We start from the raw sequence: 15,910 nt of genomic DNA on the forward strand, positions 1-15,910 counted from the left end.
GTATGTTGCATTTTTGCCGCTACGCCGCCGCGCGTTCTCTTGACGCGCCGGCAAGGCTCGCGATGCCTCAGGAACCGGCGCCGCTGAGCGTGGTGACCGCGCGGCGGTTCTGCGACCAGCAGGAGATGTCGTCGCAGACCGCGACCGGACGCTCCTTGCCGTAGGAGATGGTCTTGAGGCGGCTGGCCGAGACACCCTTGGCGACGAGGAAGTCGCGGGTGGCGGCGGCGCGGCGGGCGCCAAGCGCCAGATTGTATTCGCGCGTGCCGCGTTCGTCGGCATGGCCTTCGATGACGATGGCATACTGCTTGTACTGGTTCAGCCACTGCGCCTGGCGCGAAAGCGTCGTCTGTGCGTCGGCACGGATCGAGGTCGAGTCCGTATCGAAGAAGATGCGGTCGCCGATGTTGACGGTGAAATCCTGCGCCGAACCGGGCGTTGCCGCGCCAGCGCCGTTGAGGCCAAGATCAGCGGCGCTGTTCGGCGTCTTCTTCGACGCGCAACCGGCGATGGCGAGCATCGCCACCAGTGCGATCATGACCGGGTTTCTGGTAAGTGCTGCGATACGGCCCATGCCGCCTCTCCTTCGTATTTCGAGTGATTTCGTTGATCACCCAGTAACCACGTTTGGGTTAACCGGCATTCAAGAAACACGGTTAAATTTTGGTTTAGGCTGGCTTAGGCTGCCCGTCCGCAACCTCTTGATCCGGGCCACAGTTGGCGCGGACCCTAGGCGGAAATGCGGCCAAAACGCGACCAATGCATGGAAAAGGGGCCGAAACGGCCCCTTTTCAGCATGTGTGGCAATTCAGCCGAACCTATTCCAGCAACGGCGACCATGCCGGGTCCGAAGCGAAATTCGCCGTCGGGATCGATTGCTCGTTGCGGCCGGTGAGATCGACCGAAACCAGTTTGGGGCCACCGGCGGAATCACGGAAGAACATCAGCACCCGGCCGTTCGGCGCCCAGGTCGGCCCTTCCTGCTGGAAGCCCGAAGACAGGATACGCTCGCCCGAGCCATCGGTCTTCATGACGCCGATCTGGAATTCGCCACCAGTCTGCTTGGTGAAGGCGATGAGATCGCCGCGCGGCGACCACACCGGCGTTGAATAGACGCCGTCGCCGAAGGAGATGCGGGTCTGGCCCGAACCGTCGGCGCCCATCACGTAGATCTGCGCGCGGCCGCCACGGTCGGAGGTGAACACCACCTTGCTGCCGTCAGGGGAATAGGATGGCGACGTGTCGATGGCGATCGAGTTGGTCAACCGCGTCGTCGAGCGACTTCTGAGGTCCATGGCGAAGATGTTGGAATTGCCGTCGTCGCGCAGCAGGCTCATGATCACCTTCTGGCCATCGGGCGAGAAGCGCGGCGCAAAGGTCATGCCCGGGAAATTGCCGACCAGTTCGCGCTGGCCGGTCTCGATCTGCAGCAGGTAGACCCGCGGCTGGCCGCTCTCATAGGACATGTAGGTGATTTCCTGCCGGTTCGGCGAGAAGCGCGGCGTCAGCACGATCGACTTGCCGTCCGAGAGATAGCGGACATTGGCGCCGTCCTGGTCCATGATGGCAAGGCGCTTCTTGCGCGCGTTCTTGGCCCCGGATTCGTCGATAAAGACGACGCGGGTGTCGAAATAGCCCTTTTCACCGGTCAGCCGTTCGTAGATGGCGTCGGCGATGATATGGGCGACCCGCCGCTGGTTGGCGTCGTTGGCGAAGAACTGCTCGCCGGCCATCTGCTGGCCGGCAAAGGTGTCCCACAGCCGGTACTGGGCGCGGATACGGCCGTCCGCTTCCTTGCTGACGCTGCCGGTGACCAGCGCCTGCGCGTTGATGACCTTCCAGTCTTCGAAACGCGGCGCCGCATCCGGATTGGTGATCTTTTCGATGAAGGCGCTCTTGTCGATCGGCGCGAACAGACCCGAGCGCTTGAGGTCAGCAGTGACGATCTGGGAAATCTGGGCGCCAAGCGCATCGCCACCCTGGAAATCCGTGATGGCGATCGGTAGCGGCTCGACATTGCCCTTGTTGACGTTGAGTTCGACGAGCGCCCATGCCGGCATGGGAACTACTGCCGTCATGCCCACCGCCATCGCTGCAATCGTCAGGAGCGGCTTGAGGAAAGATCTCATATCTTCTCGCTTCTCTTCATTGACTGTTTGGACGCCAGGCCTAGAGGCCGAGCATTTCCCTTGGATCGAACGTGACCCGGATGTCGGACCAGATGTCTTGTTTTCCGGCGGGAACCTGCAGGCCGGCCATGTCGCATTTCTGAACCGCGCGCACCGCGCTTTCATCGAACTGCCGGTTGCCGCTCGATTTTTCGACGGACGGGCGGCCGTCAAGCTTGCCGGAGGTGTTCAGATTGAAGCGGACCACGACGATGAAATTCTCCGAGCCCTCCAGACCGGCCGGCAAGGTCCAGCAACCACCCAACTGACTTTCCAAGGCCCCCTGCTCCGATTTCGAAAGCTTCTGGCCCTGATCCTTGTCCCCGCCGAGCGATGACTGCTGGGTCGAGCGCTTGGCGCCGCCGCCAGACGGCTTCTGCTTGTCCAGCAGGGCCGAAATCTCGTCGGCGTTGAACTGCTTGTCGTCCGACTTGGGCTTGGATGACGCTTCCTTGACAGGCTTGTCGGCATCCTTGCGCTCCGGCGCCTTGGCGCTTTCGGCCTGCGCCGGCTGCGGTTTCGGCCGCGCTTCCGGCGCGGGCGCCGAGTTCGGCAGTTGTGTCTCTTCGGTGGGTGGATCCTTCGCTATGGCCTCGGCGACGGCATCCGGCTTGACCTCGGGCGTCGGGTCAATCGCCGCGGTCTTGTCCTGCGGCGGTGTCGGCGCCGGCTGCTTGGCCGGTGTCGGCTTGGGGTCCGTCTGCTTGACCGGCTCGGGCTTGACCTCTTCCTTGGGCGTCGGCGCCGGCGCCACTTCCGTCGCCGGAATGGGCTTGGGCTTTTCCTGCGGCTTCGGCACGTCCTCGGTCTTCGGCTTCTCGACCGGGGTCGGCGCCGGCGGCGGAGCCGACGTCATGTCGACGGGCTTCGGCTTGGCCTCGGGCGTTATCGGCTTTTCGGTGTCGACTGTGTTCTCACCGACCTTCTGGGCGTCCGGCACAATGTCCGGGCGCTGGGTCGGCAGAGGGGCCGGCTTTTCATGCATCACGGCCTTCTTGTCGCCCTGCAACGTCTGCGCGACAGCCTCCATCGGCACGATGTCGACCGAGACCGACTCGACGTCGGCGGTCGGAAGCGCAGCCGGTGCCGACAGCGTGAGCAGGCCGAAGGCCAGCACCGCCGCATGCAAGATCACCGAAGTGGTGAGGCCGGTCCTCATTTTTCGTCTACTGATCCTGTTCCTGCAGTGAAACCAGGCCGATATTCTTGTAGCCAGCGGCCGAAATGCGGGCCATCACCTTCATCGCCGTGCCATAGTCGGTGGACTTGTCACCGCGGATGAAGATGCGCTCTTCGTAACCAGTCTTCGAGATGGCCTGCAGCTTCGCCACCAGCTCCTCGATCGGAATTTCGGTTTCCTGGAGATAGATCTGGCCAGCGGCGTTGATCGAAACGGTGATCGGCTGCGTGTCGGCGTTCATTGCCTTGGCCTGCGTGTCCGGCAGGTCGATCGGCACGCCGACCGTCAACATTGGCGCCGCGACCATGAAGATGATCAGCAGAACCAGCATCACGTCGACCATCGGCGTGACGTTGATTTCCGACATCAATGCATGGTGACGGCCGCGCCGCCTGTGGCCGCGCCCGCCGCGCCCCGCCATGCCTACGGACATACCCATCTTTCGTGCTCCTCAGGCCTTAGGCGCGACTTTTTCATCGATTTGGCGCGAGAGTATGGCGGAGAACTCGTCGGAGAACCCTTCCATGCGCACCGCGATCTTGCTCGCGTCGGACGACAGCTTGTTGTAGGCGATGACGGCCGGGATGGCGGCGAGCAGGCCGATGGCCGTCGCCAGCAACGCTTCGGCAATGCCGGGCGCGACCACCGCGAGGCTGGTGTTCTTGGACCCGGCGATCGCCTGGAACGATGTCATGATACCGATGACGGTGCCGAACAGGCCGATGAAGGGTGCCGCCGAGCCGGTGGTGGCGAGGAAGCCGAGGCGCCCCTCCAGCTTTTCCATTTCGCGGGTCAGCGCCAGGTCCATCGCCTTGTCGATGCGGGTCTGCAGCCCGAGTGGCGTTTTCGCGCCCTTCTCGAAGCTCTTCTTCCACTCGCGCATCGCAGCCACGAAAATGGCGCCCATACCGGTGGTCTTGCGGTCGGCAAGTGTCCGATAAAGCTCCTCCAGCGACTGCCCCGACCAGAACACCTGCTCGAAACGGTTGAGCGCCAGCCGCATGCGGGCATAGGAAACGAGCTTGTCGACAATGATCGCCCAGGTCCAGACCGAGGCGCAGAGCAAGCCGATCATGACCAGCTTGACCACCCAGCTGGCCTGCATGAACAGCGCCCAAATCGACAATTGCGCGCCCGGTTCGGCGAGTGCGATATTTTCCATGGTAACGTCCTTAAGATTTTCCGGGCAAAGCTGGCGGCTGGCCCATGGGCATCCCTTGTGGTCGGTTCGCACGAAGCTACCGGAACAACCCCAAACTGCGCCGTCCGCGGCCTTTTCGGGGCAAATATTGGTGAAAGGAAGGCGCTGAATCCCGCCAATCTTCACCAATCTCTTCATGAACCGTTATGGTTAAGGATGGGTTAGTGAATAAGGCGCGGCGCATTGCCGCGCCCGTCAGGCACCGAACCAGCCTGCGCCAACTCATCCGCCGTTCAAAAGGTGGGTTGGGGTTCAGGTCAGACCGGCATCACCTGAATATCAGCACACCTTGGGCATGAACGCTGCCACCCATTCCCTGGGAAAGCGCCTTGGCCGGCCATTCTCGCCGATGATCGCGGCTTCGACCCTTGCCTCCACCAGCACTTCGTCGCCGCGTTTGAGCTGCTGAGCCATGGAGATGCGCGCGCCGGAAATGTCCTCGGTGCGGGTGTCGATGGTCAGGATGTCGTCGATGCGGGCGGGGCCGCGAAAATCTATCTCCATGCGACGCACCACCCAGACGATCTTCTCGCCATGCTTGCCGTCGGCAAGCTCGGTATGATGCACGCCGGTCAGCCTGAGATAGTCGGAGCGGCCGCGTTCGAAGAATTCGAGGTAGCGTGCGTGGTAGACGACGCCGGAGAAATCGGTGTCGGCGTAGTAGACCCGCGCCATCAGCCGGTGGCCGAACGCCGTCAGCGCGCCGGAAAGCCCTGCCAGCAATGTCGCCGATTCACCATGATCGCCCATTGCGCTTCCTTTTTCAGTGCCGACAAGGCACCTGTTCCCCGCGAGACACCGCATCGGATGGCACTGTTGACGGCGATGATCAAGACCTTGATGGCGGCGCTGTTCGTGCTGGTGGCTCTGGCGCTGCCGGGCCAGGCGGCAACCTTCTCGATGAAGCGCGGCCTCAACCTCGACCAATGGACGACCTGGCCGGACGAGGATCGATGGGGCGATGCCAAGGCCATCCTGCCCTATCCGGAGTGGCGCAAATTCCTCAAGGACGATGATCTCAGGGCGCTGAAGGACGCCGGCTTCGATTTCCTGCGCATGCCGGTCGACCCGTCGCCTTTCCTCTCCGCCCAGACGGTGGCCTTGCGTGACGACCTCTATGCCACCGTGCTGGATTCGGTGCGCATGATCAACCGCGCCGGCTTGAAGGTGATCGTCGACATGCATCTGATTCCGGCCGGCGACAGCCGCAAGATCGGCATGGCGCAGGTGATGGACGACCCGCAAACCTTCGACCTCTATGTCGACGTGGCGCGCAGGATGGCACGCACGCTGGCCGGCGAAGATCCCAGCCAGGTTGCCTTCGAACCGATGAACGAACCGATCCTCGACTGCGACAGCAACGGCACCAGCCTGTGGCCGGACCGTCAGCGTAAACTGTTCGCGGCGGCGCGCTCCTCGGCCACGAAGCTGACCCTCGTGCTGACCGGCGCCTGCTACTCCGCCGCCAGCTCCCTGGAAAAGATCGACCCGAAGGCTATCCCCGACGACAATGTCATCTGGACCTTCCACTCCTACGATCCGTTCCTGCTCACCCATCAGGGCGCCACCTGGGCTGGTGATTTCATTCCCTATGTAACCGGCCTGCCCTATCCGCTGACCGCTGTGCCGCAGGCACAACTCGACGTGACGCTCGACACCATCCGCGCCAGGATCAAGGCCGAGGCGCCATGGACACGGCAGAGCGGCCTGCTTGCCTATCTCGACGAACAGGTCGCCAGCATGGACAGTCCCGACAAGCTGCTTGGCCTGATGGACGCGCCGTTCAAGAAGGTCGAGGCATGGGCGAAGCTCAACGGCATCAAGCCGGAAAACATCACGCTCGGCGAGTTCGGCATGATCCGCCAGGAATATGGCAACGCCTATGTGATGCCCGCCGAATACCGGGCCGCCTATGTCAGGGATATGATCGCGCGCGCCGAAGCGCACGGCTTCTCATGGTCAGTGTGGAGCTTTGGCGGCGCGTTCGGCATTGTCGACGCCTTCAACGGCGACAAGGCCGAGCCGAACGTGATGGACGTGATCCGAAGCCTGCCCTGAAAGCTCGGACCCCGGGTCGGCCGAGGTCGATCGACAGGATTTCAGGGCGAACGCCGAAACGCACCGGCAATATGCTGAAGCCGAGCCCGCCCGAGACGATCGGGTTGCGGTTATTTGCGACGACATGACCGTAAGCACACCGGCCTAAAGCATGCCGCTCAACAGGGCTCCGATTTTGAGGCAACGACATGCATAGAGACGAAGAGTGAACCTGTGCCCGATCGCTCGGGCCGCTACTCTTCCTGGAATAGGTTGATCTGCTGCTGCGCCAGATCCTTCGGCGCGTCGAGGCCGAGATGCCGCCAGGCATTGGCCGTCAGCATGCGACCGCGCGGCGTGCGCTGGATGAACCCTTGCTGGATCAGATAGGGCTCGATGATGTCCTCGATGGCGTCGCGCGGCTCGGACAGGCCGGCGGCGATCGTCTCGATGCCAACGGGCCCACCGCCGAAATTGCGGGCGATCATCGACAGGTAGCGGCGGTCGAGTGCGTCGAGGCCGAGCGCATCGACCTCCAGCCGGGTCAAGGCCTCGTCGGCGATCTGGCGGTTGACATGGCCATCGCCAGCGACGGACGCGAAATCGCGCACGCGGCGCAGCAGCCGGCCGGCGATGCGTGGCGTGCCGCGCGCGCGCCGCGCGATCTCCAGTGCGCCGTCGTCGCCGAGCGGCATTTGCAGGATGCGGGCACCGCGCCGCACGATCTGCTCCAGTTCCTCGACCGAGTAGAAGTTGAGCCGTACCGGAATCCCGAAACGGTCGCGCAGCGGATTGGTCAGCAGGCCGAGCCGCGTGGTGGCGGCGACGAGAGTGAAGCGGGCCAGGTCGATCTTGACCGAACGCGCAGCCGGTCCCTCGCCGATGATCAGGTCGAGCTGGAAATCCTCCATCGCCGGATAGAGGATTTCCTCCACCGCCGGGCTCAGCCGATGGATCTCGTCGATGAACAGCACATCGCCCTCTTCGAGATTGGTGAGCAGTGCGGCGAGATCGCCGGCCTTGGCGATGACCGGGCCGGAGGTCGAGCGGAAATTGACGCCGAGCTCGCGCGCCATGATCTGCGCCAGCGTCGTCTTGCCGAGACCGGGTGGTCCGACGAACAGCACATGGTCGAGCGCCTCGTTGCGGCCCTTGGCGGCCTCGATGAACACTTTGAGATTGGCCCGCACCGCCGCTTGGCCAACGAAATCGTCGAGCGTCTGCGGCCGCAAGGTCTGCTCGGCATCCTCGCCGCGTTTTTCGGGCGCAACCAGGCGGGGCGACAGGCTCATGCTGCCTTCCTTGCACATGGCAGGGAGCCGGACAAGCGAGCTCTCACCGCGCCAGTTCCTTCAGCCCGAAGCGGATCAGCTTCGGCGCATCGGCATCCTCGCCCGCCGTCTTCAGTGCCGCCGCCACCGCATTGGCCGCAGTGTCGCGCGAATAGCCGAGATTGACCAGGGCCGACACGGCATCGGTGATCGGCGCCGATGCGACGCCTTCGCCGAGCTCCTGCTTCAGGCCGATGGTGCCCGAGGCGGAGCCAGCATAGGCCGGCGCCTTGTTCTTCAATTCGGTGACGATGCGCTCGGCGACCTTCTTGCCGACGCCGGGCGCGCGGGAAACCATGGCGATATCACGCAGTGCAATGGCATTGGCGAGATCGGCCGGCGCCAGCGTCGACAGGATGGCCAGCGCCACCTTGGCGCCGACCCCTTGCACATTGCTCATCAGCAACCGGAACCACTCGCGCTCCAGCTGCGACTGGAAGCCGTAGAGGCGCAGCATGTCCTCGCGCACATAGGTCTCGATGAACAGCACCACCGCTTCGCCCGGCGCCGGCAGCGCCGCCAGCGTGCGTGCCGAGCAATAGGCCACGTAGCCGACGCCATGGATATCGACGAGGCAGTGGTCCTCGTCGATCTCGTCCAGCGTGCCCTTGAGCTTGCCGATCATGCTTGATGACCCCTCACGCCAGCATTGCCATCCGGTAGGCCACGCTCTGCCGGTGATGCGCATGGCAGATGGCGATGGCCAGCGCGTCGGCGGCATGTTCGGTATCGAAAGTGGCTTTCGGCAACAGCACTTTCACCATCATGTGGATCTGCTTCTTGTCGCCGTGGCCGACGCCAATCACCGCCTTCTTGACGGCGTTGGGAGCATATTCGGCAACAACAAGGCCGGCACGCGCCGGCACCAGCATGGCTACGCCGCGCGCCTGGCCGAGCTTCAGCGTTGCCACCGCGTCCTTGTTGACGAAGGTCTGCTCGACGGCCGCTTCGTGCGGCATCGCGCTGTGCAGGATTTCGGCGAGCCCGTCATGCAGCTGGCACAGCCGTGTCGCCAGCGCCGCCTTGTCGTCGGAACGCACGGTGCCCGAGGCGACGAAGCGCAATGAATTGCCGAGGCTCTCGACGATGCCCCAGCCGGTGCGCCTGAGCCCCGGATCAATACCGATGATGCGAATCGCTTCCCCCATCCGCCAACTTTACCTCCGGCGGACAGCGATGCCAGCGAAATGTGAACAAACCAGAAACAACAACTCTTGCAACAGCCCCACAGGGTGTTCGAGAACTTGCTCCGAGGAGACAGATGGGGTGGTTTTCGAGATCCTAAGCGGAGCTGAAGTCCGTATGCACCGGATGCGAGAAAAGCCCGGTCAGGTGTCCGTCAGAGCAGACTTGTCATGCAGGCTATCAGCCGCGGGCGAAAGCCGTGTTCAGCAGGCTGATCTGGTCGGAAACCGGGTTGGGGCGGCGTCCCATCGGTTGCATGTCGACCACGGCGCCATCGCCATAGATCTCCTCGTCCATGCGGCGCACCAGTGCCTGCAGGCGAAGCGAGCGGTTGACGAGATCGAGGAAATCCTTGGGCAGTTCGGCCCAGCCGGCGGCTTCGTCGTGGGCTGAAGCGGTATCGAGACGAACCTTGGACTTTTCGGAAGCAACCTGATCGCGGGTCATCTCGCCGGAATTCGCCGCGCGCTGCAAAAGCAGCCAGGACGCAACCTGCATCAGCCTGGTGGTCAGCCGCATCGATTCGGCCGCATAGAGCGTGGCCGCCAGCCTGGACAGTTTCTTCGCTTCGGCCCGGCCCTTGCCGTCGAGATATTCGGCCGCTTGCTCGACCAGGCCCATGCCTTCCTGGTAGAGCGGCTTGAAGGATTGCGAGAAAACCCGGCGCTCCGCCAATTTGACGGTTTTCGCACTGCCCTTCGAAGGCTCGTTCATCGCTACGCCCCTGCACTTGCAACCGGCCGATTCGGCTTACTGCCGATACCCCCGGCACCCTGATGAGTGAAGCTTGAAAATGCGCTTCGTCACCGGTGAAGGCAAGCACATGTTTAACAGAAGGTTAACGGCGACCCGATGCCGGACGTCCCTGGAACGCGGACAAAAAAAGAGCCGCGGATAAGGCGGCTCTCAGGAGTTTAACAGGGAGGCGTCAAACAAAGTGGCTCCAACCACTCGGTAAGAATCCAGATCACTGGATGAACATAGTAAACACCTGTAAAGCCTAATGAAGCCTTAACCGTGCGATTGTTTTTCGACCGAACCCCGCCGCTCTGTGCCGTAACAGCATAGAACCGGATCCTGTTTCAGGCCCAGAGCCTGTTTCGGAAGTCGCTGTGGCGAGTCATGTGATGGTGGTTTCGAGAACCGGAGCGGAGCGGATATTTAAGTCCGCGAGCACCGGAAACGCAGAAAACGCCATCAGATGGCCGCCAGAGTAGAGTTTCCAAACAGGCTCTCGGCTCAGGCCTTCTTCCAGACCGCCGGCAAGGCGATGAAGGCAAACAGCAGCATGGCCGCGTAGAAGCCCATCGAAGAGGCCGCCACCAGCGGTTCGATCGCGGCATTGCCCGCGAGCAGGAAATACAGGCCGATCAACAGGCCGATGCCGCTGATTGCGGTCAGCCAGAAATGGATGACGGCGAGCGTCTTTTGCCCGATCGCCGGAAACAGATGGTAGAAGAAGGCGAATACCGCCGACATCAGCCATCCGGCGACCATCGTGTGAGCGTGGGTCGGCATCTGGCCATGATCATGGCTGATCGCCATGTGCAGGCCGAGCGCCATTCCGCACAGCGCATAGATGATGGCCAGCGTGAAGAAATTTCGTGCTACCCCTTGCATAATGTTCCCCCGAATTGCCTTTTCCCGTCTGCGGGAATGGGTTGATCGTCAGGCGATTGTTTTCGCCACCGGGCTCCCGGCATCGGCGCACTAGCATCGGCAATGTTTCCGGACGATGTCGCGCCAACCCCTCCCGACACTTCATGTATTAGCAGAAAACCTGGCAACGCATTTGCTATCTCGGCGGCTTCGTTCGCCGGGCGGGGATCTGAAACAGAGCCGGCTTTTTCGCGACATCGTTCCGAAACAGGGGCGGCGCTAAACGCCCGCTCCTCTGATGGCAGGTGCAAATCGTGCCCCGCCGCAACCCACCAGAACACCCCAGGAGCAACCCATGGATTGGTATTCCATCGTCAAATTCCTCCACGTCGTCTCGGCCATTCTGTGGGTCGGGGGCGGTTTCGTGCTGTTCCTCCTCGGCGTGCTTGCCGAGCGCGCGGGCAATATCGAGGAAAAGTTGCAGGCGATGCGCGCCAGCGGGCAGCTGGGCGGCAGGTTCTTCGCGCCGATGTCGATGCTGACCCTGATCTTCGGCCTCATCATGTGCGGCTTCTGGGTCGGCTTCTCCGATCTGTGGATCGTCATCGGCCTTGTCGGCTACGCGACAACCTTTTCGATCGGCATGTTGATCTTCAAGCCGACCGGCGAACGCATGGGCGCGATGATCGCCAAGGAGGGCATCACGCCCGCGGTCCTTGCCATCGGCCAGCGCATGATGAGCGCGGCGCGCTTCGACTATGCAGTGATGCTGGTGATCATCGCCGACATGGTGCTCAAGCCGACCGCGCATGACATCGGCATCCTTGCCGGCATGGTGCTGGTCGTCGTGGTGGGCGCCATGCTGGCCTTCGGCGGCAACCGTCGCCTCGTGCCGAGCGCCGCCTGACGGCGCCGTGATGGTTGGGGCGGCTGTGCAGCCGCCTCACCTTTTACATCAGGCCGGCAATGCCGTCCCACAACAGCTTCACCGCCACGACCGCCACGGTCGCGTAGGTGAAGGGATAGAAGGTTTCCGGCCGCATCCGCCGCACCAGCCACGCCCCTGCGATGGTCGACAGCGGCGCCAGCGGCATCAGCACCGCCGACGCCGTCAGATTGGCGGTGTCGAACTGGCCAAGCGCGAAATAGGGAATGAGCTTCAGCGCATTGGTGGCGGCAAAGAAGATCGCGGCGGTGCCCGACAACACCTTGGGGTCGAGCCGGATCGGCAAGGCGTAAACCTGGAAGGGCGGGCCGCCGACATGGGCGACGAAGCTGGTGAAGCCGGCCACGATACCCCAGACCGCGGCGGCCGCGCGGTTGGGCGCGACCGCATGGTCGGCGCCATGACGAAACTGCAAATAGAGCCAGCGCAGGACGAAGATGATGGCGACGGCGCCGACGATCAGCCGCACCGCCTCTTCGGTGACGAGTGCGGCTGTCAGCCAGCCGAGGCCGATACCAATGACGGCGCCCGGCATCATGTCGACCAGCATCTTGCGATCGTAGACGCCCCACCATGTCCATACCGACACGATGTCCATCAGGCACAGGATCGGCAGCAGGATGGCCGCCGCCTGCACCGGCGGCATGGTCAGCGCCATCAGCGGCACGCCGATAAAACCGACAGCACCGCCAAAACCACCCTTGGACAGGCCGACCAGAATGACCGCCGGAATGGCGGCCGCGTAGAACCACGGATCGAGAAGCAGGCCTGACATGGGGAAGGGCTGGGCTGGAGGGAAGGCGCGTCAACGCTTGAATAACCCAGAATTCTGCACTGGGCGACAGCAAATATGTGCACAGCCGCAGCGTCGTGGTTGCGAAGGCTCGCTCGGCAGCCGGAACAGCGTTCTGCCGCCTCAGGATGCCGGCAACACCCCTGCCCGGTCACGCGGTGAAGCAGCAGCAAGCGGTGGCGGCCGCCGTCGGATCGGCTGCGCCTTGATGATAGCGGTGCTTGTCTCGGCCTTGTCGGCGATGCGGTCAAGAATCCCGTCGAGGTCACCGATTGAGCGCACGAACAGCCGCGCGACAAAGCAGTCATCGCCCGTCACCTTGTCGCATTCGCCGAACTCCGGGATCTCCTCGATCAGCTTCTGGACGATATGCAGCTTGCCCGGCAGGGGCCGGATGCGCACGATCGCCTGCAAGGTATAGCCGAGCGCCAGCGGATCGATCTCGACGGTGAATGCCCGGATGACGCCGCGCTCCTCAAGCCGGCGAAGCCGTTCCGAAACGCTTGGCGACGACAGCCCGACTTGGGCAGCCAGTTCCTTCAAGGAGGTTCGCGCATCCTTGACCAGGATTTCGAGCAGACGTCGGTCAAGATCGTCCAGCATTTTACATTCCTCACAATTTCGTAGCCATAGCCTAATATAATTAGGTTTATCGGCCATGTCACCTATCATATGAGATGGAAAGCTCCGGCACCGCATGAGATCATACCGGCTCAACTGGTTCGGAGGTTTGTTGTGAACGATACGGTACGCGGCACGGCCGAAATGTCGGCCGCAATGGCGATCCTGGGAACGATCGGATGGTTCGTCGTCCTGTCAGGCCAGCCGATCATGGATGTGGTGTTCTGGCGTTGCGCCTTCGGCGCGCTGACGCTGCTCATCATCTGCGCCGGCCTCGGCTTGCTGCGCAACCGGCTATCGCTACGCGTCATCGGCTTCGCCGCGCTCGGCGGCGTCGCCATCGTCGTCAACTGGCTCCTGCTTTTCAGTGCGTTTTCGCGCGCGTCGATTTCGATCGCCACCGCCGTCTACAACACGCAGCCCTTCATGCTGGTCGGCTTCGGCGCGCTCTTCTTCGCCGAGCGGCTGACCCTGACGAAGCTGACATGGCTCGCCATCGCCTTCGCCGGCATGGTGCTGATCGTGCAGGCCGCTCCTGACCCCGGCGATGTCGGCACGAACTATTTCGCCGGCATCGTCATGGCGCTGGGCGCGGCCTTCTTCTGGGCCGTCGCCGCCATCGTCACCAAGAAGCTCAAGGGCACGCCGCCGCACCTGATCGCACTCATCCAGGTCTGTGTCGGCGTCGTCATGCTGGCGCCCTTCGCCAATCTTGCGCATCTTCCAGCCGACCCATGGAGTTGGGCCATGCTGGCGACGCTCGGCATCGTCCACACCGGGCTGATGTATATCCTGATGTATGGCGCCATCCAGAAGCTGCCGACGTATCTGCAGGGGTCGCTGTCCTTCATCTATCCCGTCGTCGCCATTCTGGTCGATGTCACCGCCTTCGGCCATCGGCTGCATCTGAGCCAGATCGCCGGCGCCGGCGCCATCCTGATCGCCGCGGCAGGCATGAATCTCGGCTGGACGCTGTGGAGATCAAAAACGCCGGTCGCGAGCCCGCACCCCGTCAGGTAAAGCGACCCGCCGGCTATCTGGCGGTCAGAGCCGCGCGATCCCGTCTGCCCGCCTGTTCAAAGCGGGCACTTTGCTCTATGCCGCAATCCAACCATCTTCGCCCGGCATAGGCGAAACCCGGGATCGAAGAACCATGAATGACGCCACGCCCCCCAATCGCTGCCGCATCGTGCTGATCGCGCCGCCCGGTGTGCCGGCTGCCCGTATCGCGGCCGCATTCGACGGTGGCGACGTCGCCTCGCTGATCCTGCCCGAGAACGGCATGGACGAAGCTTCATTCCAGGCCTTTGCCGAACAGGTCGTGCCGGCCGCGCAGGCCGCAGGCGTGGCCGTCATCATCGCCGGCGACACCCGCATCGCGGGGCGTGTCCAGGCCGATGGCATCCATGTCGAGGTTTCCAAGGCCGAACTCGCCGAGACGATCGAGCATTTCCAGGAAAAGATGATGGTCGGTGCCGGTGGCGCCAAGAAGCGCGACGACGCACTGGAACTCGGCGAGACACGGCCTGACTACATCTTCTTCGGCCGCTTCGGCTACGACAACAAGCCGGACCCGCATCCGCGCAACCTGTCGCTGGGTGAATGGTGGGCGCAGATGATCCAGATCCCTTGCATCGTCATGGCGGGATCCGATCTTGCTTCCGTCGAAACCGTGGCCGCCACCGGTGCCGAGTTCGTCGCGCTGTCGAGCGCGGTGTTCGCCGACGGCGTCGACCCGAAAACAGCGGTCGCACAAGCCAACGCGCTGCTCGACGAAACCGCGCCGCGTTTCGAGGATTGACGTGGCTCTGGCGAGGCTTCCCTTTCAGGCCCTGCTTGCGGCGGTCATGATCCAGGCCGCCGCTGCCGAAACGATTCCCTTGCCGCAGCCCAAGCCGGAAGTCGGCGTGCACACCGACAAACCGATCGACAAGCCGCTGCCGCAGCCCGCCACCACGACCGAGCCGGCTCCGCTGCCGTCGGCCGATGCCATCAATCCTGACCGCTTCGGGGCCAAGCCGGCCGACGCCGCCTATGGCGCCTTCCAGCGCGGGCTTTACAAGACGGCCTACAACCTCGCGCTGATCCGCGCCCAAAATGGCGACCCGGCGGCGCAGACGCTGGTGGCCGAGATCCTGTCGCGCGGGCTGGGTGTGCCGCTGAACACCGCGGAAGCGGCCAAATGGTATGCGCTTGCCGCCGAGCAGGGCGTGCCGGAATCGCAGTTCCAGTATGCGCTGATGCTGCTCGATGGCCGCTACGTCAAGAAGGACGAGAAGGGGGCCTATGCGTTGATGCAGGCCGCCGCCGAAGCCGGCAACCGGCTCGCGCAGTTCAATTTCGCGCAGATGCTGGTCCAGCAGGACCCCGGCGACGCCGGCATCGCCAAGGCGGTATCCTACTATGAGCGCGCTGCCGCGACCGGCCTCGCCGACGCGCAATATGCCATGTCCCAGGTCTATGCCAACGGCGTCGGCGGCAAGCCGCGCGACGATGCACAGGCCAGGCGCCTGCTGGCGCAGGCCGCGCGACAGAACTACGACACCGCGCAGATCGATCTCGCCGCCTGGATGATCGAGGGCCGCGGTGGTGCGCGCGACCTGAAATCCGCCTTCGGCTGGATGAGGCAAGCGGCGGAGGGCGGCAATGTCGCCGCCCAGAATCGCCTTGCCAAACTCTATATGCAAGGCATCGGCACCGATCCGGACCTTGTCCTTGCCGGCGCCTGGTACATCGTCGCCCGCCGCGCCGGTCTCATCGATCCGCAGATGGACGATTTCCTGCAGGGGCTGAGCGACGACGAGACCAAGCAGGCATTGCAGAAGGCGAACCGCCTGCCTTGACGGGCG

The 15,910-nt window shown here is 63.4% G+C and carries 18 protein-coding genes and 1 pseudogene; 5 read left to right on the top strand and 14 right to left on the bottom strand.

Annotation, left to right across the window (positions count from 1 at the left end; translation table 11 throughout):
• Positions 1-67 precede the first annotated feature (67 nt).
• The 6 genes from pal to ybgC all read right to left on the bottom strand — a co-directional run bounded on the left by pal (position 68) and on the right by ybgC (position 5,299).
• Entirely contained in the window at positions 68-574 is a 507-nt protein-coding gene (gene pal, locus BLS48_RS15105) for a peptidoglycan-associated lipoprotein Pal (RefSeq protein ID WP_091578775.1), read from the bottom strand.
• 244 nt (positions 575-818) lie between these two features.
• Positions 819-2,129, bottom strand: coding sequence for a Tol-Pal system beta propeller repeat protein TolB (tolB, locus tag BLS48_RS15110; RefSeq protein WP_091578777.1), 1,311 nt, complete (start codon positions 2,127-2,129; stop codon positions 819-821).
• A 40-nt stretch (positions 2,130-2,169) separates the two neighbouring features.
• A complete protein-coding gene (locus tag BLS48_RS15115; protein ID WP_091578778.1) occupies positions 2,170-3,327 on the bottom strand; it encodes an energy transducer TonB family protein in 1,158 nt (385 codons plus the stop codon).
• Between the two features lie 7 nt (positions 3,328-3,334).
• Positions 3,335-3,787 carry a protein TolR gene (gene tolR, locus BLS48_RS15120; RefSeq protein ID WP_091578780.1) on the bottom strand — a complete coding sequence of 151 codons (453 nt, stop codon included), beginning with the start codon at positions 3,785-3,787 and terminating at the stop codon, positions 3,335-3,337.
• A gap of 12 nt (positions 3,788-3,799) precedes the next feature.
• Entirely contained in the window at positions 3,800-4,510 is a 711-nt protein-coding gene (gene tolQ / locus BLS48_RS15125) for a protein TolQ (protein ID WP_091578781.1), read from the bottom strand.
• Between the two features lie 318 nt (positions 4,511-4,828).
• On the bottom strand, positions 4,829-5,299 hold the full coding sequence (gene ybgC, locus BLS48_RS15130) for a tol-pal system-associated acyl-CoA thioesterase (RefSeq protein ID WP_091578782.1): 471 nt from the start codon (positions 5,297-5,299) through the stop codon (positions 4,829-4,831).
• Between the two features lie 57 nt (positions 5,300-5,356).
• Here ybgC and BLS48_RS15135 point away from each other — a divergent pair, with 57 nt between their 5' ends.
• Complete coding sequence (locus BLS48_RS15135; protein ID WP_091578942.1) at positions 5,357-6,607, top strand: glycoside hydrolase family 5 protein; 1,251 nt, start codon at positions 5,357-5,359, stop codon at positions 6,605-6,607.
• Positions 6,608-6,626: 19 nt separating this feature from the next.
• Here BLS48_RS15135 and BLS48_RS36190 read toward each other — a convergent pair.
• The 6 genes and pseudogenes from BLS48_RS36190 to BLS48_RS15165 all read right to left on the bottom strand — a co-directional run.
• A pseudogene (locus BLS48_RS36190) lies at positions 6,627-6,752 on the bottom strand (metallophosphoesterase); the annotation flags it as partial.
• Between the two features lie 88 nt (positions 6,753-6,840).
• Complete coding sequence (gene ruvB, locus BLS48_RS15145; RefSeq protein ID WP_091578944.1) at positions 6,841-7,878, bottom strand: Holliday junction branch migration DNA helicase RuvB; 1,038 nt, start codon at positions 7,876-7,878, stop codon at positions 6,841-6,843.
• A 43-nt stretch (positions 7,879-7,921) separates the two neighbouring features.
• Positions 7,922-8,542: a Holliday junction branch migration protein RuvA gene (gene ruvA, locus BLS48_RS15150; protein ID WP_091578785.1), complete on the bottom strand. Its 621-nt coding sequence runs from the start codon at positions 8,540-8,542 to the stop codon at positions 7,922-7,924.
• A gap of 13 nt (positions 8,543-8,555) precedes the next feature.
• Complete coding sequence (gene ruvC / locus BLS48_RS15155) at positions 8,556-9,065, bottom strand: crossover junction endodeoxyribonuclease RuvC (protein WP_091578787.1); 510 nt, start codon at positions 9,063-9,065, stop codon at positions 8,556-8,558.
• A 217-nt stretch (positions 9,066-9,282) separates the two neighbouring features.
• A complete protein-coding gene (gene rcdA, locus BLS48_RS15160) occupies positions 9,283-9,816 on the bottom strand; it encodes a protease adaptor protein RcdA (protein ID WP_091578788.1) in 534 nt (177 codons plus the stop codon).
• 525 nt (positions 9,817-10,341) lie between these two features.
• Positions 10,342-10,722: a hypothetical protein gene (locus tag BLS48_RS15165; protein WP_091578790.1), complete on the bottom strand. Its 381-nt coding sequence runs from the start codon at positions 10,720-10,722 to the stop codon at positions 10,342-10,344.
• 334 nt (positions 10,723-11,056) lie between these two features.
• On the opposite strand from BLS48_RS15165, the gene BLS48_RS15170 reads away from it, so the two are divergent.
• Positions 11,057-11,608 (top strand): DUF2269 family protein, encoded by a 552-nt coding sequence (locus BLS48_RS15170; protein WP_091578792.1) that lies wholly within the window; start codon positions 11,057-11,059, stop codon positions 11,606-11,608.
• A 43-nt stretch (positions 11,609-11,651) separates the two neighbouring features.
• Here BLS48_RS15170 and BLS48_RS15175 read toward each other — a convergent pair whose 3' ends face one another.
• Positions 11,652-12,422, bottom strand: a complete 771-nt coding sequence (locus BLS48_RS15175) for a sulfite exporter TauE/SafE family protein (RefSeq protein ID WP_091578793.1) — start codon at positions 12,420-12,422, stop codon at positions 11,652-11,654.
• Between the two features lie 141 nt (positions 12,423-12,563).
• Positions 12,564-13,043, bottom strand: a complete 480-nt coding sequence (locus tag BLS48_RS15180; protein ID WP_091578795.1) for an Lrp/AsnC family transcriptional regulator — start codon at positions 13,041-13,043, stop codon at positions 12,564-12,566.
• 132 nt (positions 13,044-13,175) lie between these two features.
• Between BLS48_RS15180 and BLS48_RS15185 the strand changes: the two genes are divergently transcribed.
• The 3 genes from BLS48_RS15185 to BLS48_RS15195 all read left to right on the top strand — a co-directional run bounded on the left by BLS48_RS15185 (position 13,176) and on the right by BLS48_RS15195 (position 15,904).
• Positions 13,176-14,081 carry a DMT family transporter gene (locus BLS48_RS15185; RefSeq protein ID WP_091578796.1) on the top strand — a complete coding sequence of 302 codons (906 nt, stop codon included), beginning with the start codon at positions 13,176-13,178 and terminating at the stop codon, positions 14,079-14,081.
• A gap of 133 nt (positions 14,082-14,214) precedes the next feature.
• Positions 14,215-14,862, top strand: a complete 648-nt coding sequence (locus BLS48_RS15190) for a thiamine phosphate synthase (RefSeq protein ID WP_091578798.1) — start codon at positions 14,215-14,217, stop codon at positions 14,860-14,862.
• A 46-nt stretch (positions 14,863-14,908) separates the two neighbouring features.
• The gene (locus BLS48_RS15195; RefSeq protein ID WP_425284691.1) at positions 14,909-15,904 is read left to right on the top strand and encodes a tetratricopeptide repeat protein; all 996 of its coding nucleotides are present in this window, start codon (positions 14,909-14,911) and stop codon (positions 15,902-15,904) included.
• The last annotated feature ends 6 nt before the right edge of the window (positions 15,905-15,910 follow it).

Origin of the sequence: Mesorhizobium qingshengii, from assembly GCF_900103325.1 — a bacterium.
GTDB classification, from domain to species: Bacteria; Pseudomonadota; Alphaproteobacteria; order Rhizobiales; family Rhizobiaceae; genus Mesorhizobium; species Mesorhizobium qingshengii.